This is a genomic window from Winogradskyella tangerina (assembly GCF_003260205.1).
Classification (GTDB): domain Bacteria; phylum Bacteroidota; class Bacteroidia; order Flavobacteriales; family Flavobacteriaceae; genus Winogradskyella; species Winogradskyella tangerina.
Genome location: NZ_QERF01000007.1, coordinates 127,447 through 146,057, shown reverse-complemented (window position 1 = coordinate 146,057; position 18,611 = coordinate 127,447). Strand labels below are relative to the sequence as shown.

The following is an 18,611-nucleotide window of genomic DNA, read 5'->3' as shown; positions in this document are numbered from 1 at the left end:
GAACTTTAAGAACATTCAAAATTTCTGTGTTATGAGAATTAATTCAATTTTATGCAGTTTATTTCTGGTTTTATTACTTGGATGTGCTGCTTCGAGTGAGGTGGTCTATGATTACAACTTAGATGTTGATTTTAATCAGTACGACACCTATGTTTTGTGTATTGAAGACTTTACTGTTGAGCATACTAATTATCCGAATTTAGATAATGATTATGTAAGGCAAACTATTGGCGACGCTGTTGCCGTTGAGATGGAAAATAAGGCGCATAAGACCAATGTTTTAGAGCCACAGTTACAAGCAGGGTTTAGAATAATGATCACTGAAGAGAAAGCGAATTTCAAAAGCTGTGAACATTCAGGCGACCTTGAATTTTGGGAAAGTTGTAAAATTCATGAAGAAACCTATGAACAAGAAACGCTTATCGTTTATGTTGCCGATTTCGAAACCAATAAAGTGCTTTGGCATGCTTCTATTATTTGTGAATTAAACAAATCGAAAAAGAAGCTAAAACCCTATATCAGTGAATTGGTAAAAGAATTGTTTAATACCTATCCTAAAACCGAAATTGGACAAAACCCAGACGAGTTTAAGGAAGATATTCAATGATGTTGTTTCTTGGCTTTGCGGCTGCCTTCGTACATTTCGTATTTAACCAAACGCGATTCCAGTTTGGCATTAAAGACTTTTATCTTTCTTGAAGGTCGGAGTCCAATAAATTTCAACGCTTCGAGGTTTGAAGTGATAAGCCATGCATCGGTATTTGGATAGCCGTGTTTAAGCGTAGTTCCTATATTTCCGTAGAATTCTTCAACATTCAAATTTTCTAGGCGTTCGCCATAAGGAGGGTTAAATACCATGTGCAGTTTTTCAGTTCCTGCCTTTTGAGTTTTGAAGAAATCTTCATGCTGAATATGCACAAATTCGTCTAAATGTGCATTTTTAATATTCTCCTTTGCTTTTCTCACCGCCGAAGGTGATTTATCATATCCTATGAGCTTATGATGAAAGTCTCTGGTTTTTTTCAGAAGTGATTCTTCAATAGTTTCAAACAGATCAACATCCCAATCTTCCCAACGTTCAAAAGCAAACTCCTTTCGCATTAAATTAGGAGGAATATTACAAGCAATCATTGCCGCTTCGGCCAAAATAGTACCACTACCGCACATCGGATCCATAAAATCTGATTGTCCATCCCAGCCGCTCATCATAATTAATCCGGCTGCCAATACTTCACTAATCGGTGCAATATTGGTGGCGGTTTTGTACCCACGACGGTGCAAAGATTCGCCCGACGAATCTAGAGAAATGGTACAGCGCTGACGGTCTATATGAACATTAATTTTCAGATCAGGAAACCGTAGATCTACATTTGGACGCGTACCACCTTGTTCGCGGTAGCGATCAACAATGGCATCTTTGGTCTTAAGAGCTGTGTACTTTGAATGGGTGAAAACACTGTGATGAACCGTAGCGTCAACGGCTAATGAGCCTTCAGGTTTTAGGTAGTTTTCCCACTTAATAGTCTTAACATTATTGTAGAGATCCTCTTCTCTTGCCACTCTAAAAGACTTGATGGGCTTAAGAATTTTAATCGCAGTTCTGAGTGCCATATTAGCTTTGTACATAAAGCCTTTGTCGCCAACAAAACTAACTTTGCGCACGCCTTTTTCAACTTGCATTGCACCAAGCTGCGTTAATTCTTTTGCCAGAAGATCTTCAAAGCCAAATAAGGTTTTGGCTACCATTTTGAAATTATTGTCCATGCACTACGTCATAAAGAAGACAAATTTAAACTATTTTTGCAGCACGCATTACACTTATGACAAAATCAACTGAACAGTGGTACGCTTCGTGGTTCGACACACCTTACTACCACATTTTATATAAAGACCGAGATTATTCTGAAGCGCAAATCTTTATGGATAATCTTACCAACTACCTCAATATTCCTGAAGGTGGTAAAATTTTGGACTTGGCTTGCGGAAAGGGAAGACATTCTATCTATCTGAATACTTTAGGCTATAACGTCACCGGCATTGATCTTTCTGAGCAGAGTATTAATCATGCCAAGCAGTTTGAAAATAATACTCTAAAGTTCGAAGTGCACGACATGACGAAGCCTTACCCTGAAACTTTTGATGCGGTTTTCAATCTATTTACAAGCTTTGGTTATTTTGATAATGAAATTTGCAATCTTAAAACCATAGAATCTATAAAACAGGAATTGAATGCTACTGGTTTTGGCGTTATCGATTTTATGAATGTGGATTACGTTGTTGAAAATCTGGTGAGCGAAGATGTAAAAACAGTTGATGGCATTAATTTTCATCAAAAAAGAAGCGTGAAGAACGGCTACATTGTGAAGGATATTAGTTTTAAGATCGATGACCAGCAGTTTGAATACCAAGAACGTGTAAAAGCTTTAACGCTCAATGATTTTAAAGACTTGTTTGAGAAAGCCGGTGTTTATTTACTCGATATTTTTGGCGATTACAATTTGCAAAAATATCACTCCAAAACTTCCGAACGCCTCATCATGGTTTTTAAGTAATTTTGCCAGCATGAATAAGTATCTGTTTCCAATTTATGCCATCATTATTGGTGTTGTTATTGCCTTTTTAACCAAAAGACAAAAATCTATTTACACCAAATTATTGTTGTCCTTCAGTGGTGCATTTTTACTGGCTTTAACCTTATTCGATCTGCTCCCCGAAGTTTATGAACACTTGGATGCCAAGCGCACAGGCCTGTTTATTATGTGCGGTATACTGCTACAGATCATTTTAGAATTTTTGTCTAAAGGTGCTGAGCACGGCCATGTTCATATCAGTGAAAATGATAAAAAATTTCCGTGGTTACTCTTTGTAAGTTTATGTATTCATAGTTTTTTAGAAGGCTTTCCTATTCATCAGCACAACGATATGGTTTATGGGGTGTTTATTCATAAGATACCTATTGCAGCGCTCCTCACCTCCTATTTGTTGCAATCCAAATTCATGAAAGAGCAAACCCTAAGTTTTCTATTGATCTTTACCGCGATGACGCCTTTAGGTACTCTGGTTTCTAATACCACATCTATTGCACCGATGTATCTTACCAGTATCAATGCGGTGGTTATAGGTATCTTTTTACATATTTCTACGACTATTTTGTTTGAATCTGGTGAGGGTCATAAATTCAACTTGTCTAAGCTCTTAGCCATTTGTTTAGGTGTATTAATTGCATACGTACTATAGATGTTTAGCAAGGAAGAAAGTCGATTATTGCGCCAAGAATTCTGGACGAGCTTCGGAAAATCATTTCCTCGCAAATGGCTGTTGTACAATACCAAAATAAAGGGATTGTCTTTTAAATTTCACTTCGATACTAAAAAAGCGCTTATTGCACTAGATCTAGAGGACGATCTCGAAAACCGGATCAACTGCTGGGAAAAGCTGGTCGCTTTAAAATCTATTCTGAAAGACGATTATCTCCCAGATGCGATCTACGAAGAAGAATTCTTTTTAGATAATGGTAAAGAGATATCCCGTATTTATTTGCCCTTAGACCGCAAGGTCTCTATCCATAAAAAAAATACCTGGCAAGAGGTCATGGAATTCTTCAATGTGAATATGCTCTTGTTTGAAACTTTTTTTGAGGAGTATAAAGAGATTATAAAGGGTTAAGAAAATAGTTGTCACTATTTTTTAATTGAAAGTATTTTCCTACATTTGAATTATCTATCCGTATTTACCTCCCATTATATATAGATACACTATTTAACTTGGTTTGTGCCGTTCGGGTTTTTTACTTGGCATGTCCATAAAGAGACTAGCTGTAAACCATGCAACTACTCATAGCCGAGACCGTTACCCAATATTTGGAATAACGACAAAACTGAATAAATAAATCTTTATGAAATACTTAATCACACTTTTACTAATTACAAACCTTTCGTTTAGTCAAGAATGGTCAAAGACCGAATTGACTGATTTTGTTTCAATTGAATTTCCAATTTCACCTGAAAAAACAAATCAGAATGGAAGCATTTATTATTCCACTTCAGATGATATTGGAGCATATATGGTAACGATTAAAGATTTAGGAAACCAAAAAATAACTGTATCTGGCTTACCAGAATTTTATCAAGGAGTTATATCTGGAGCATTAAAAGCTGTAAACGGTGAGCTATTAGAAAAGAAAGTATTTCAATTAAATGGAATTAAAGGTATAGAAATAGCTTATTTAGCAAATTCTAATCCACAACTGCCGAATTTAAGATACAAACGAATCCTTGTAGTGAATAATAATTTTGTCAGCTATGAATTTTGGACTTTTAAAGAAAATGAACAATTAGCTACAATCAATAAAGACAAGTTTTTTAATTCAATTTCTATATCAGCCGACAAAGTAATTGAGCCAAAAGAAAAAGAAACTAATTTTGCGTATGAAATCGGATTTATGTTAGGGAAAATAATTTCTTATTTACTGATAATTGGTTTAATTATTGGTGGAATTCTTTTAATCCGGAAGCTGACAGGAAAAAAGAATAAAAACGTTGGGTAACAATTTGTATAATTAATTGCATGTTCTAGCCTAAAGCCAATTTATCATGACTTTAAGTTTGAATAAATTCAAAAATTACTTCGGTTTTAGAGTCAGATATATATTTCGGCAAATTAATTATGATTTTGATAGTATTTTAGTTTATGCGATAATTTGGACTACCATTGCATTAACCAATTTTCAGAGCCCATGGATTCACCTGACCCTATCAATAATACCATCTATTTATTTTCATTTAAATCGAGGTGACCTCTCTTTTTTGCGAAAAGTGTTCTATAAGAATATTTATTTCTTAATTCTCTGTGAGTACTTTATACTTTGCAGCATTTCTCAAATAATAATATTATTCAAATTTGAATTCTGTTCGATTTACCTGATTAATATCACAGTTTGCATTTTATTACCCCTGATTAACATTAAAAAGTTTAAACTCACCAATTCCATAGATTTAAAGTGGATTTCAATGGACGTTTATGAGTGGAAATCATATATGCGTCGCAAACCGTTAAACTTTACTATAACATATTCTTTGTTCATTCTATCTGCTATTCATCCATTTACATTTGGCATAATGACATTTTTGTTTTGTGGTTTGATCAATTCAATTTATTCATATAAAGAGTCTAAGGAGATATATAGTATGTATTTTCAAGAGAATAGTCTTGAAAATAAGATTCAAAACTCGTTATCTTTTTTCTTCAAGATCACGGTTCCGCCTCTTCTGATATCCGTTTTTATCAATCCTCTTTTAATTTCTATTGCTTTATGTATTTACTGCATTTTAATAATGTTTTTCATTAAAATAATATTGTATAAGTATGCACACTATAGCTGCGATTATAATAAGATAAAACCTATTGGGACTACTGGGATTATCGAAATCTTTTGTTCAATATTATTAGTCCTTCCATGGATTCATAATTATTTTAAAATGAAAGAAATAGGTACTTCAAAAATTAATGAATATGTTAAAAATTAATAGTTTAAACATTTCCTATGGTAATAATTTAATTATTGAAGATTTATCATTCAAGGTCAAAAAAGGTGAAGCTATTGGAATCTTTGGTTTAAATGGTTCGGGTAAAACATCATTCTTCAATGCCATCTTTGGCCAGATTCCATTTAATGGAGAAATTACTTTTGAAGACAAAATTCTTAAACCTAATAAAGTTTCTTTTGTAGAAACTGACAACTACTTCTATCCATATATAAAGTCCCAAGAATATTTAGATTTTTTTCATTCAAAAAATGTTTTAGCACTACAATTAGCAAATTTATTTGATATTCCTCTCAATGAGTTTGTACAAAATTTATCGACTGGTATGAAGAAAAAACTTACCATTATAGCAAATGTGATATTGGATAAACCAATACTTCTATTAGACGAACCTTTTAATGGTTTAGATTGGGATAGTTTGGCAAAAATGTATTTACTAATTGAAAAGATTAAAAAAGCCAATAAAATTGTCTTGATTAGTTCTCACATTCATAATACTTTAATTAGTAGTTGTGATAAAATAATACAAATAGATCGAGGAAGCATCAGTAACATATTTGAAAAATCTGAATTTGAATTAATACGGAATTCCTTGAACGATAGATTAGATGAAAATCTTGATATTAACAATATTTCACTAAAGGTTTAAGGATGCAATTAAAGTGAGATTTGAAATTATTTCTATCTTGGACAATAGAAGCGCATTGTATATAGAGTTGCGTGTTTTGGCATATATAGGATGAATATTATTAAACGAAACAAGGAACTAAATTTTACCGAAGAAAATATTAGGTCGCTGACCAAAAGCGTGACTGAATTAAAAGATATTTTGACTAAGATTGGAACAAGTCTTGGACAACAAGAATTGACGAATGTCTTAGCATCTGCAATTAAAAAGGATTCTAAACTTTTTAAAAAACACGTCCTAGTCAATGAGCTTTTTGGTGGTTCTGGAGCATTATGGGAATTAAATTGTGGAAACGATAATCTGCAGTCTGAATTTAAAAATAAATTGGATAATTTTTGCAGAGATATAATCAAAATTGGGATTAAAAACCACAGAATTAGACAAGTAATGTTGTAATGAAAAAAATTATACTGAAAACAGAATCATATTTAATTAGTGGAAAAGAAAATGAACGCTTTTTCCCTTTCTTGGAATTAGAATTCAATGAAAATGTTATTTATGAAAATGATATTCCAAAATACTATTTAAGATTTTCAGACGACTTAAAAAACGCTCATGGATTAGGAAATTGGATATTGACAGATTTGAAGAATAACGGATACAACTTAAGAAGTTTAGTTGTCGAGTTAGGTAATAAAATGAATTTGAAATGGGACATTTTCTCAAAGAATGTTGGAAATCATGTTGAGAATAGTTTTCAAACAGAAGAAGTTGAATTAGAAATACTGACTGACATAATAATTGATAAGATCATAACGAAGTCAAAAAAAAGGCATTAAACAATTACTTGTTCTAACCTAATTCCGAAAAATTATACTTCCAAACATTAGCTGTTTCTTTTTACTATCTTAGTGCAAAAGCAACTAGCCATACATATAACCACTAGCAAACATTTAAAAGGCCTTATGAATAAAAGAAAAGCTATTTCATTATTACTTTTACTTATTGGTACTGCGTTAAGTATTGCCTTTTTATTGAACATAGATTTTCCCCAAGGAATTGAGCCGTACTTTAAAAGAGCATATTATAATCAATTTGGTCCTTTAGCCATAAGTATTGAACTAGTAATTGCAAGTTATTACCTTTTCAAAGGTGATAAAAAGACGAATTTCGCTCTAGCCCTTTTTGGATTTACCGCTTTACTAGACCCATTTTTTGATCAAATCGGCCTTTTTGATAGTCTTGTCCCTTTGTACGGAACCATAATTTTAGTGATTTGTGGTCTTATAGGACTGTGGCTAGCTTTTTCAAACACATTTAAATTAAAACGATTATCTCGTTTGGCAGCTTTTTTTAGTGTTATACTTGGAATCTTTATTGAGCTATTCTTTAATTATCTATAATAAATATTGAAGAAGAACCGCAAATGGAAATTAAAGATTACAGCGAAAAAGAGAGAAAAGAGGAACTTGATTATCTAAAAGCAAATGTGTTTAACGGACTTGAAAATCTGAATGATGGATTCGACGCTGAATCTATTTACTATTTCTCTGAATCTGACTTTAAAATTGTTCTCGACCGAGTAGAAGAAAACAGAATTTCTATTTTCGGCATTGAACCTTGGCTGAATGAAAATTTTTATGATGTTCTGACCTATGAAGATTTTGAAACTCGTGCGAATGACCCAAAATGGTATAGAAAAGCTTTTGCCGAATTTAATAGTCGTGGGAAAGATTTAATGTACTCAGCTAGTTATCAAGTTCCGAAAAAGTTATTTGCGGAATAAAAAAGGTTACACAACAACGATAACTGTTACAGAGTAGCCAATGAAATTGATAGAAATAATTAGTGCAAAAAGTTCGCTTTAATTTTAAATATTCGAATTAATGGATTGGATAGATATACTGCTTGGATTTTGCCTTTTGATCCTTGGATTTGTTTGGCTGAACTATCAAATAAAGGAAACCAAAAAATTTAAAAAAGAGGAATCCTACGGGTTATTATCTACGCAACCAAGTCAATATGTCGGAATTCTACTTTTAATATTAGGCGGAATTTTAATGATATATAGAGCAATTTGAAAAAGCGATTTAAAATACCTGGGGTAGTCAATGCTATAAATTCCTTACCAGAATTTCTTCTGCTTCTGAACCTTGGGTTCACGCCCATTCTACTAACTTAGTGATCAAACCACGAAATGAAATCACACACTTGAGCGTTGTAGCCAATTGAAAATCAAGACTTAAAAAGCATATTCTACATTTGTAGAAATAAATTTAAATCTCTACGTTTGTAGAATTAAATATCATTATAAATGAAAAAAGTCTTACTTCTACTTATTATTCTGCTCGGATTAACGTCTTGTAAAGACAATACAGAAAAACAAACCACATCTGATGAAACGTCAATTACTATTGAAAATTCTGTAGAAATGACAGAAGAGCAAAAGGATTTGAAAAAGAACGCCATACCTATTAAGAGCTTAACAAAGTTGGGCAACAAGATCTATGATGAAATTGCAAATTTTGAAGTATTGATGATTGGGGAAATGCACGGAACAAATGAACCTGCCGAATTTGCTTATGGTTTATGTGAACTAATTACTGAACACGAAGACCAAGTGATCATGGCTATGGAAATTCGTGCTTCACTTATGAATAACTTGTCAGACGATATGTCAATTTCCCAGTTAAAAGAATTGAATTTTTTTCGCGGAAAAAATTTTGATGGTAGAAATGGTGTAGCATGGCTTGATTTAGTGCATAAGAGTACTAAAAATAAAAGAATCATTTTAAAATTTATTGATAATTCTTATGCGTCTTCAACCAGAGATTCGTCTATGTACAGGGAAATACGCAACATCCATATTAAATATCCAAACACCAAAATAGTTACTCTAACAGGAAATGTACATAATTCTTTTACACCTCTTTTTGACAAAGAAAGAATTGGAGGTTACTTATTAAAAGATACTGTGAATTTTGATCCTGAAAAAATCATGTCTATTAATCATGTATTCAGTGAAGGCAGCATGTTAAATAATGACGGTACAGGGTTAAAAATTAACACTGTTGAACGAGAGGATAATATCTATAACACTACCCTATCCCATGAAATGTTTTTATATAAGAAATTGCCTGAAGAACAAAATCGATGTACACATATTCTATATACTGATAAAGTAACGGCGTCAGAAATAATTCAAAAAGATGATAGGTAATTATAGCATATCACTCTTTTACAGAAAAATGGACTTCGTAAAACGAACTCAAGGACATTGAATTACGAACCGCACATCCAATAAATCGTAAAAAATAAACGGCTATAGTTCATTACGGTTGAAATTACTAATCGGAATTCATTGCAATTCGCTATATTTAAGCTACGGTGGAATGATAGTCGAGACCGTTGGCTACAATTTGAATGAAAACCAAAATAATTGACATAAACCAAAAGCATTTCAAGGCATCTTTTAGATATAATAAAAGTAACCCAAAGGATTTTGGACTTAAAGAAGTTAGCGGAAAAGACCATTATGTTGACAAAAACGGAGACTTATGGAAGAATGAAATATTGTGGGATTCAGGCTGGGGAAATGAATACGGATTTGTACGACTTCCTGTACCGAATTTTGAACAATTATGGATATTATTGACTGAATCTAATATTGAGAATAACTTGTTAGGTTCGGCTGAATTACTCACTCATTATCCGAATGAACTTAAAGAAAAGTTGCAAACTCTATTCAATCGGAATGAAAGACTGAATCGAAAATTGACGAAAAGACTTTCTCATTTGGAATTACTTAATAATGTTACTAATCATTCGGCAGTTAGAGGAAAAAGACCTGAGCAAGTTGATGCGGAATATCAAGAATGGAAAAAACTAAAAGACGATTTCGTCAGATTAAAAACCGAAAATCTTTGGAAACGAATAAAAAACTATTGCCAACAACGGCTATAGTTCATTACGGCTGATTTCCAAATAATAATTTCTCCAGAATTAATTAACTTTAGACTGTAACGGAAAAGGGCTCGTAGCTCATCTCGCATCTCATCTCAAAAAAACTTTGCCTCATTATCAAATGAACCAAACAAAAAGCTTTATCACTTTAGTTCTAGCCTTTTTTGCAACATGTCTTCATGCTCAGATAACAGCGGATAATACAGGCAAAGTTACCGACTATTCGTATGCAGAAGATAGTCTGTACATTTCAAACTTAAGCAACGTGAGTTTAGACTTTCTAAGTCCAAAATTAGCTGAGCTCAACGACACGAGTATCCTTAAGATCACCGATTTAAAATCAGTGCAATTACTAGAGCATTATTATTCAAGAAGAAAGGCGTTCTATACCTCATATCCTGCCGATAAATTAGATGATATAGAAAATTATCCTTCATACGCAGAAAAATATGCTTCGGGCGATCAACGTATAATCGATGAGGTGAATAGCATCATCAATTCAGGTGATAAAGACTCTATTAAAAAGCTACTTAAAAAAATTACAGATAGTTACGCTTCAAAGGGTAATCCAATAACCGATACCGAACTCATAAATTTTATACTGTCGACCTTAAAAGATCCGTTTTACGAAGAAGTTGTCATTCCTTTGATAGCATCATTACAAGGAACAGACGGGTTAAAGCTTTTAGAAGATCATTTGACTTCTGTTCAACCAGAAAATGAGTACAAACTGTTGTACCATCTGGTTAAAAACAATAGCCAAATCGGTGTCGAACTGTTTATGGAAAAAATCGTTCAAGAAAAGGATAGTGTGCTTTTTAAAAGTCATTTAAGTCGAATTTTGATTTTAATGAATCCTACGTCATTCGGTAAAAAAATCGATAAGCAAACAAAAGCAGAAATTTCCACCTTGGCTATAAATAATGTATATGCTTCAATTCTTTCGAAAGCCGAAAAAAAGTATGATCCCTACAGTAGCAGAATTAAAATTTTAAATGTAAATAGAAAAGGCCTTCTTAATGGCAGAAATAATTTTACCCACTTAATAGAAAACGCCGACGAACGCATCATCCCATTTCTGCTTAACCTCAGAACAAATCAGGAAAAATTCACTGATCTGAACATCAATTACATAAATTTTCATCTCCTGAAGTTGGGTTATGATTTAGAGCCCGAGGCCCTTCAAAATCTTCAAAATGACAAAAGGATACTACGGTATATGTGTAGAAATAAAATTGTTATCGATACGCTCCGCAAATCTGAGAATTTCTACGAAATGATATTCAAGGATTATATCACCTCAAGAGATATCAATGATCTCAGATTCAATAATGAAATTATTTCGACCGTTCTACCCTATTTTAAATCTGTAGATCACGATCTTTTCAAAGTTCAACTAATCAGTCTTATTGAAGACAATGAATCGTTATGGCAACTAGAAACTCAAAACGAAAGAGCAAAACGACTGATCAGTCTTCATCAAATACTGAATGAAGATGATAAAGAGGTATTAAGTTTTCTTGAAAGTGTCGGTTTTTTGTCGAACGAGGAAGTAAATCGCATACGATCTGTTTTATCCACAACCGATCAAAAATCAGATAAAATAACGTCAAACCTGTTCAGAGTCCTTAACGAAAGTGGCAAAGTATTGAGATTTATCAATGGCACTAAGTCATCTTTACATGCCATTGAAAGCAGTGAAAATATGTATTTGAAAGATTTCAAAATACTTAAATGGTACGATTCAAAAGATAAAGTTGAAACCATCTGTATCCTATACAATCAGAAGGCTTATGCTGTAAACCTCAATAAATACTATCCGTACGATTGTAATTATGATAAATTCATTGAGATCGTCAATTTTATATTAAATGATAACGGTATAAACGACAAAATCGTAATGTATAGCAATTTGTTCTGCGATGTTTATTTTTCTTTTATTGGTGATCAAAGTGCTATAGATGCTGTAAGAGAAAAATATATAGACTACTAAATCAGCATTATTACTTTCAGGAAATTCAAATGACATTGCTGATACAGCAGGCATTCCAACTGTAACAACCTAGAGAAGAAAATTGTTTTGATTTAATTATACAATATCCATTGGTAGGCATAACTTTCCTATCTTTTTCAAATTGAATTCTTTTCTAATTGCTATATTAGGTGATGTCATTAGCCAAATACTAAAACTGCATTGACCATCTCAAATATGAAAGCAAATTCCTGGATAAAAGTTCTCAATTTTCAAAATCAGAATCTCAACAAAGACCATAGCAACTTTTTTGGCTACACCTATATTGATCATGAAGCAGGTTTAACTGTCGACGCCCTAAAATTCTTTAAAATTGAAAATGATTCCATTCAAATAACGGAAGATGCTATTGCAACAAACCAAAGAACTATATTAAGATCAGAAGCTTTAAATAAGGCCTCTGAAGTGTCCTATGCTACCGAAGATGAAATTAAAGAGTTCAACCTCAATGTGCCTGATTATCTGAAGATTTACAGCAAACCAAAACTCGAACTATTTAGAGAAGAAAAGTTATTTGATGAATTTAGAGCTCAGGGCTATCCAGATGATGTTATGGTCTTATTACCACCACACAAAGACATAAGGCCAGAGCAAGTTTGGTTGCGGGTTGAAGAATACAGTCCGGAAAATAAGATTATTGGTGGCACGCTCCTCAATCAACCTCATCAAAATTTTGGGGTTAATAAAAATGATGTACTTATTGCAGTGTACACAGAAATTAAGGGCGATGCTTATCTTATTGCCAGCATCGACTTTGAAAAAATTCCTAAAAAGAAGAAGTGGAAATTTTGGTAAGCGACATTTTAATTTATTGGGGCCATCGACTGCAACATAATGTTGATTTCTTATGGCGATTTCATAAAGTACATCACAGCGCCGAACATCTCGATTGGTTGGCCGCTCATCGTGAACATCCTATTGACTCTTTATACACCATCGGGTTGATCAATTTACCCGCATTTATCATGGGTTTCCCCTTAGAATCTATAGCTGGAGTTATCGCTTTTAGAGGCATTTGGGCCATTTACATTCATTCAAATGTAAGATTACCAATCGGACCTCTTAGAATTTTAATTGGTGCTCCCGAGCTTCATCATTGGCATCATGATCTCGACAGAAGAGCAGGCAACTACGCCAATATCTCTCCGATAATGGATGTCATTTTCGGCACCTATAAATGCCTAGATAAAGAACCTGAAAAGTTCGGCATTAAAGAAGAATCACCTAAAACATATCTTGGTCAATTGGTAGAACCAATGTTACCGAAACAAGTTTGGAATAAATTAAAAACATTAACCCTGAAACCCACTGCGCATGACTGATGATTTCTTTAAATTCATACTAGAAACCAACAAGGAAAATTTTACAAATTCTCAGAAGGAGATCTTTTCAGATAAAGATTATAATCCATATTCGAATGATCTTGAAGTTCTCGAAGAATTTTTATCGACCCAGCAGTTTGATAAAGCAGTAGCCTTCAATAATATCAACCTCTTGCTTTCACCACGAGCACATTTCTATAAAAACTATGCGCTAGAAAAATTAGGTAAGGAAAAAGATGCACAATCCGAATTGGTATTTGCGCACAAAATTATGGAAGGCATTTGTACTACGGGAGACGGAACTGAAGAAAATCCATATTTAGTAACCCGAATTTCAGACGAACGAGACATACTCTCCTACCTTTCGGAGGAAAAGGAAAGTCAAATGCTTGTTCAAAAAGATGGTAAGTACTTTGATTTATTAAACTGTAAATCTGGAAAGGCAATTTACTTCGATATCACCACACCATATACGAAGATGCAAGAGCTTATGGATAGTGGGAAAATAAGTTTATTTGGTTCGGAAGAAGCGGAAGAAGACGCGTCTGCTTCAAATAAAAAATGGTGGCAATTCTGGAAATAAGCCTTATTTGAAATTTAGACCGATGACACCTCAATAAACTGAATGAACATGTTTCGAAAATTTTTCAAAAAAAATAAGTCTACCCAACAAACTGGTAAGTCTCATGCCGAGCACAGAAATCTATTTGAAGAATACTTACCTCTTACTCCTGAGATTGAAAATAAATTTGAGGCTGCTTTTGATTCTATTTTCACACTGATGTATGAAAAGGATCAATACGAGAAATTAAAAAATTACGCCCGAAATTATGGTTCTAAGAACATTCAGCTGGGTAGTCTCACATACGATAATTTGAATTGGAATCTACTCGACTCCACTGATAAGGAGCAACAATACCGCAGTAATGAAGGCGAAGTGATGATTGTTGACAGTATCGATTTTGACAATAAGATCGAAAAAGGACAGATTGAAAATGACATGTTAATGTATAGAAATTGGGTTAGAGATCACGCCGCCAAAAAAAGTGGTGGCTTAATTATGTGTCAAACAATTTCTGATGATATAGGAATTGATGGTTACGAATGCATTATTAAACTTCCAAAGGATGAAACTCCCGGAATGGATTATGTTTATTTCTTGAATCTCAATAACTATCAGGAGCAAAAAATGTATAAATTTCAGGTCATGGTGGCTGAAATGAACCCCACCGGAATGAGAGATAATATTAGCATGCATCCTATTTGTGAAATAGCAGGGATAGAATTATTCGATCTTATGAATTGTTATCGTCAAGACCCTTACGACAAATCATACAATCAGGGTAATTTGATGAATTTTTCAGAGATAGAAGCCTTTGATAAATATTTCCCTTATCATCCGCTTAGTATCATTCGCAGAGAGATAAGGCCCAAAATTTTAGGTAGTATTAAATTCCAGTAATTCATTTAAAATGGGGTTAATAATGAAAAAGGTAAAAGGTGATCTTTTCGATATAATTAAGAATGAAGACTAACAAATCTACGCATGACGACCATTGAAAATATAATAACTCTGTTCAAAAATTGGTATGAACAAGAACTTAAAAATACTCAAGTTCAAATACCAACAGCCGTGTGTTTATCTACCGTTGGGATTGATAATTTCCCAAATGCGCGTTTTGTTTCTCTCAAAGAAATAATTAATAATGAATTCGTAATTACTGGCCCCTTAAATTCGCGAAAAGGTCTTGAGTTTAAGCATAACAACAATGTGGCACTCACCTTCTGGTGGACCGCAACTGAGCGCCAAGTAAGAATTCAGGGTATTGCCTCTCAACTCTCTGAAACACTAGCAGAAAAATATTTTGAAGAGCGCTCTGCGAATTCTAAGGCCGTTTCTCTTATTTGTGAACAAGGTCAAGAAGTTCAGGATCTAGAGCTTCTCGAAAAAAAAGTGCAAGAAGTAGTTTCTGAAAATAAGAAAATCGATAAACCCAAGGACTGGAGCGGCTTATCGATTAAGCCTATAAGGATTGAGTTTATGGAGTTTAAAAAAACAAGATTCCACAACCGAAAACTCTACGAACTTGAAAATGAACAGTGGCATATGAAACAGATTCAACCGTAGAATAAATGTAAATTAGTGATTAATGCGTTCTAATTCGTTTAATAATGCCATAAAAATTAGGAGTTACTAACTCACAATCAACCAAAATTTCAACCCATGGAAAAAATTCAGGATCAAAAACATAACTTAGAAACACTTTTTTATTGCATTTCGAGAATGCTCGAACGCAGTGCTTATTACGGTTTACGCGCCCTATTGGTGATATATATGATAGGTGAAGTGATCAATATGGACAGTGTTGTAGCTATTCAAATTTTTGGGGTGTTTGCAACTGCAATCGTCTTTACACAGGTTTTAGGAGCGCTTCTTGGAGACTTGCTAATTGGAAACAAGCGCGCAATAATTATAGGCTGCATTATTGAAGCCCTAGGTGCATTTGTATTATGCATTGGGACGACCTATTCGGTTTATGCTGGTTTATTTCTTGTCGGCTTAGGAAGTGGTCTTTTTACGCCAAATATCATTTCAAATTATGGTAAATCTTATCTAAATAAAACAAAACTTTTAGACGCTGGCTTTACCCTATTTTATCTTGCTATAAATATTGGCTCATTCCTAGGAATAGCACTTCTGGGATATATCGGTGAAGAATTCGGATACCCTGCTGCCTTTATACTTTGTGGTGTAATATCTCTATGTGCAATGGTGCCTATTTTATTAACTTCTGAAAGCGAACTACCACAAAATGAGAATTATTCCACAGGCAGACGAATAATTACCGTGCTCATCGTCTTTATTATTGTTGGGCTGTTTTGGGGCGTCTATGAAATCGGCAATTACAGAATTTTTGACCTTCAACTCGAACTTAGCAGTATTGCTTCATTCGATATTCCTGAGTATATCTGGCAAGTGTTCGGCTCCGTTTTCTTGTTACCAATAAGCATCATTGCCATTATTATTTGGTCGTTATACTACAATTCGCAGTTCTTCAAATTACTTATCGGATTTAGTTTCGGAATTATTGCATTTGCGATTTTGCTATTCATTCCAGACGTTCCAGAAGAGAAACATATGCTCTTTTACTTTGCTTCGTTGCTATTTTTTGCAATTTCAGAAATACATATTGCACCCATCATACATTCAATTCTAACTAAGTTTGCTAATCCTAAATATTTGGCAATCTTGGTGAGTTTAGCTTATGTACCAACGCGCGTTATAGGATATGTTTTTAGTCTGTTTAGCGATGAACTCTATGATAAACCAAATTTGGGTGTCACCATTGGATTGGTGATTATGATTCTTGTAACTCTTGGTATTGTTGGTTTTATACTGTTAGATAAAATGACTCAAAAAAGTACAACATGAAAAGAGTCAACTAAAATTTGTTGTCGTTCCATTTTGCTATCTTAGTTCAACCTTAGGAAATCCTAATCGAACCTTTAAGACCTAACGCAATCAATGATAAAATTTTTCAGAAAAATTAGACGGAATCTCATACGTGAAGGAAAACTGGTTCTGAATTAGTAGAATTCTGATACCACAAACTTAAAACAATTCAAATGGAAAAAAGACTTACCATAATTACTTTGGGTGTTTCAGATCTCATTTCGGCTACTGATTTTTATGAATCTAAATTTGGGTGGACTAAGTCTGAAGCTATTAATGACAACATTTCATTTTTTTTACTCAACGGAATCTATCTTTCCTTATATCCCAAAGACGAATTGGCTGAGGACGCTACTATTAATGCTGATGGTAATGGATTTAAGGGTTTTACATTAGCTTACAATACAAAATCTAAAGCTGAAGTTGATCATTTCATTAATACCCTAAGAGCCAAGCATGTTAATATCGTTAAAGAACCTCAGGAAACGAATTGGGGTGGCTACAGTAGTTATGTTTCAGACTTGGATGATAATTTATGGGAAATTGCCTTTAATCCCTTTCTCGAACTCGATAAAGAAGGTAATATTGTTAATTAAAACTGAGCCTTCAAAATGGTCTAACTAATTTTACCATTGACAATTCAAAACGTAAACCGAATTGTGATGGGTCACATAAATTTTTAGACAAACCCAACTAAACTACTGCCCTATTTTCCAGTAATTTATTTGTAATTTTAAGTACTAGATCAATCGTTACCTTGGTTATAGAATGAAATCTAATATTCTGAATTTTCTCCTAATTTTATCCTCTTTCTTTGGCTACCTAGAATGGGGAATAGATAATTCATCTTTCTTATTTGAAGTAGAATATCAGGTGATTTCAGGACTTTTTACAGACTTCAATTCTGTAAGTCATCCATTTACATTATTGCCATTGTTAGGTCAAATATTGCTTGTAATTACCTTGTTTCAAAAGCAACCAAGTAAAAAACTTACCTATTTAGGGATTGTTCTATTGGGACTTTTGTTCGGACTTATGCTATTTATTAGTATTATCAATTTGAATTTCAAAATACTACTCTCAGTCATCCCCTTTTTCATAATAACATTTCTTATTATTAGAAACCAACGCAAAAAATAGATACAACCTATATGAATTCCATAGAAACTATTATTAAAAAATTAGATTTAAAACCGCACCCGGAAGGTGGCTATTTTAAGGAAACCTATCGAAGCAAAGGTATTATTCAAGCCGAAAGCCTTGATACTAACTATAAGGGCAATCGGCATTATTCAACATGCATTTATTTCTTGTTGACTTCAGAACGGTTCTCTGCTTTGCATCGCATTAAACAAGATGAAATTTGGCATTTTTACAAAGGATCTCCTATTCGACTTCATATCATTTCTGAAGAGGGAGACCATTCAGAATATATCATAGGTGATAATCTTAGTAAAGGACAAGTTCCACAATTGGTTGTGCCTGGCGGAAATTGGTTTGCTGCTGAGATCATTGAACCAGATGCTATTGCCCTAGTTGGTTGTACCGTTTCCCCTGGATTTGACTTTGAGGACTTCGAACTAAGGTCTGGCGCAGAACTCACCAAGATGTTTCCTCACTTAGAATCTACTATCAAAAAACTGACTTATCATTAACTAAACTATCCGAA

23 protein-coding genes are annotated in these 18,611 nt (G+C 33.5%); 22 read left to right on the top strand and 1 reads right to left on the bottom strand.

Annotated features, from left to right (window positions below):
- The first annotated feature begins 31 nt into the window (after window positions 1–31).
- Entirely contained in the window at window positions 32–607 is a 576-nt protein-coding gene (locus DDY94_RS11045; RefSeq protein ID WP_111684171.1) for a DUF4136 domain-containing protein, read from the top strand.
- Here DDY94_RS11045 and DDY94_RS11040 read toward each other — a convergent pair.
- Window positions 601–1,764 (bottom strand): THUMP domain-containing class I SAM-dependent RNA methyltransferase, encoded by a 1,164-nt coding sequence (locus DDY94_RS11040; RefSeq protein ID WP_111684170.1) that lies wholly within the window; start codon window positions 1,762–1,764, stop codon window positions 601–603. The two genes, DDY94_RS11045 and DDY94_RS11040, sit on opposite strands and share 7 nt — an antisense overlap.
- Before the next feature lie 56 nt (window positions 1,765–1,820).
- Here DDY94_RS11040 and DDY94_RS11035 point away from each other — a divergent pair, with 56 nt between their 5' ends.
- The 21 genes from DDY94_RS11035 to DDY94_RS10925 all read left to right on the top strand — a co-directional run bounded on the left by DDY94_RS11035 (window position 1,821) and on the right by DDY94_RS10925 (window position 18,597).
- Entirely contained in the window at window positions 1,821–2,552 is a 732-nt protein-coding gene (locus DDY94_RS11035; protein ID WP_111684169.1) for a class I SAM-dependent methyltransferase, read from the top strand.
- 10 nt (window positions 2,553–2,562) lie between these two features.
- Window positions 2,563–3,237, top strand: a complete 675-nt coding sequence (locus DDY94_RS11030; protein ID WP_111684168.1) for a ZIP family metal transporter — start codon at window positions 2,563–2,565, stop codon at window positions 3,235–3,237.
- Window positions 3,238–3,666: a DUF4268 domain-containing protein gene (locus DDY94_RS11025; protein ID WP_111684167.1), complete on the top strand. Its 429-nt coding sequence runs from the start codon at window positions 3,238–3,240 to the stop codon at window positions 3,664–3,666.
- Window positions 3,667–3,895: 229 nt separating this feature from the next.
- Window positions 3,896–4,546 carry a hypothetical protein gene (locus DDY94_RS11020; protein ID WP_111684166.1) on the top strand — a complete coding sequence of 217 codons (651 nt, stop codon included), beginning with the start codon at window positions 3,896–3,898 and terminating at the stop codon, window positions 4,544–4,546.
- A gap of 965 nt (window positions 4,547–5,511) precedes the next feature.
- Window positions 5,512–6,192 carry an ATP-binding cassette domain-containing protein gene (locus DDY94_RS11010; protein WP_157957298.1) on the top strand — a complete coding sequence of 227 codons (681 nt, stop codon included), beginning with the start codon at window positions 5,512–5,514 and terminating at the stop codon, window positions 6,190–6,192.
- A gap of 90 nt (window positions 6,193–6,282) precedes the next feature.
- Window positions 6,283–6,627, top strand: coding sequence for a hypothetical protein (locus tag DDY94_RS11005; protein ID WP_111684163.1), 345 nt, complete (start codon window positions 6,283–6,285; stop codon window positions 6,625–6,627).
- Window positions 6,627–7,010: a hypothetical protein gene (locus tag DDY94_RS11000; RefSeq protein ID WP_111684162.1), complete on the top strand. Its 384-nt coding sequence runs from the start codon at window positions 6,627–6,629 to the stop codon at window positions 7,008–7,010. Before DDY94_RS11005 ends, DDY94_RS11000 begins: the two co-directional genes overlap by 1 nt.
- A gap of 126 nt (window positions 7,011–7,136) precedes the next feature.
- Window positions 7,137–7,574 carry a hypothetical protein gene (locus tag DDY94_RS10995; protein ID WP_111684161.1) on the top strand — a complete coding sequence of 146 codons (438 nt, stop codon included), beginning with the start codon at window positions 7,137–7,139 and terminating at the stop codon, window positions 7,572–7,574.
- A 23-nt stretch (window positions 7,575–7,597) separates the two neighbouring features.
- Window positions 7,598–7,957 carry a hypothetical protein gene (locus DDY94_RS10990; RefSeq protein WP_111684160.1) on the top strand — a complete coding sequence of 120 codons (360 nt, stop codon included), beginning with the start codon at window positions 7,598–7,600 and terminating at the stop codon, window positions 7,955–7,957.
- A 528-nt stretch (window positions 7,958–8,485) separates the two neighbouring features.
- Entirely contained in the window at window positions 8,486–9,391 is a 906-nt protein-coding gene (locus DDY94_RS10980; protein WP_111684158.1) for a hypothetical protein, read from the top strand.
- Between the two features lie 203 nt (window positions 9,392–9,594).
- On the top strand, window positions 9,595–10,134 hold the full coding sequence (locus tag DDY94_RS10975) for a hypothetical protein (RefSeq protein ID WP_111684157.1): 540 nt from the start codon (window positions 9,595–9,597) through the stop codon (window positions 10,132–10,134).
- A 121-nt stretch (window positions 10,135–10,255) separates the two neighbouring features.
- Window positions 10,256–12,127: a hypothetical protein gene (locus DDY94_RS10970; RefSeq protein ID WP_111684156.1), complete on the top strand. Its 1,872-nt coding sequence runs from the start codon at window positions 10,256–10,258 to the stop codon at window positions 12,125–12,127.
- Window positions 12,128–12,343: 216 nt separating this feature from the next.
- A complete protein-coding gene (locus DDY94_RS10965; RefSeq protein ID WP_111684155.1) occupies window positions 12,344–12,961 on the top strand; it encodes a hypothetical protein in 618 nt (205 codons plus the stop codon).
- Window positions 12,946–13,488, top strand: coding sequence for a sterol desaturase family protein (locus DDY94_RS10960; protein ID WP_198658949.1), 543 nt, complete (start codon window positions 12,946–12,948; stop codon window positions 13,486–13,488). The genes DDY94_RS10965 and DDY94_RS10960 overlap by 16 nt, the downstream gene beginning before the upstream one ends.
- The gene (locus DDY94_RS10955) at window positions 13,481–14,071 is read left to right on the top strand and encodes a DUF4919 domain-containing protein (RefSeq protein WP_111684154.1); all 591 of its coding nucleotides are present in this window, start codon (window positions 13,481–13,483) and stop codon (window positions 14,069–14,071) included. The genes DDY94_RS10960 and DDY94_RS10955 overlap by 8 nt, the downstream gene beginning before the upstream one ends.
- Before the next feature lie 48 nt (window positions 14,072–14,119).
- Window positions 14,120–14,950, top strand: coding sequence for a hypothetical protein (locus tag DDY94_RS10950; protein WP_157957297.1), 831 nt, complete (start codon window positions 14,120–14,122; stop codon window positions 14,948–14,950).
- Between the two features lie 84 nt (window positions 14,951–15,034).
- Entirely contained in the window at window positions 15,035–15,616 is a 582-nt protein-coding gene (locus DDY94_RS10945) for a pyridoxine/pyridoxamine 5'-phosphate oxidase (protein WP_111684152.1), read from the top strand.
- 96 nt (window positions 15,617–15,712) lie between these two features.
- Window positions 15,713–16,921 carry an MFS transporter gene (locus DDY94_RS10940; protein ID WP_111684151.1) on the top strand — a complete coding sequence of 403 codons (1,209 nt, stop codon included), beginning with the start codon at window positions 15,713–15,715 and terminating at the stop codon, window positions 16,919–16,921.
- A gap of 194 nt (window positions 16,922–17,115) precedes the next feature.
- Window positions 17,116–17,538 (top strand): VOC family protein, encoded by a 423-nt coding sequence (locus DDY94_RS10935; protein WP_111684150.1) that lies wholly within the window; start codon window positions 17,116–17,118, stop codon window positions 17,536–17,538.
- A 172-nt stretch (window positions 17,539–17,710) separates the two neighbouring features.
- A complete protein-coding gene (locus tag DDY94_RS10930) occupies window positions 17,711–18,082 on the top strand; it encodes a hypothetical protein (RefSeq protein ID WP_111684149.1) in 372 nt (123 codons plus the stop codon).
- An 11-nt stretch (window positions 18,083–18,093) separates the two neighbouring features.
- Entirely contained in the window at window positions 18,094–18,597 is a 504-nt protein-coding gene (locus DDY94_RS10925) for a cupin domain-containing protein (protein ID WP_111684148.1), read from the top strand.
- Window positions 18,598–18,611: the final 14 nt, after the last annotated feature.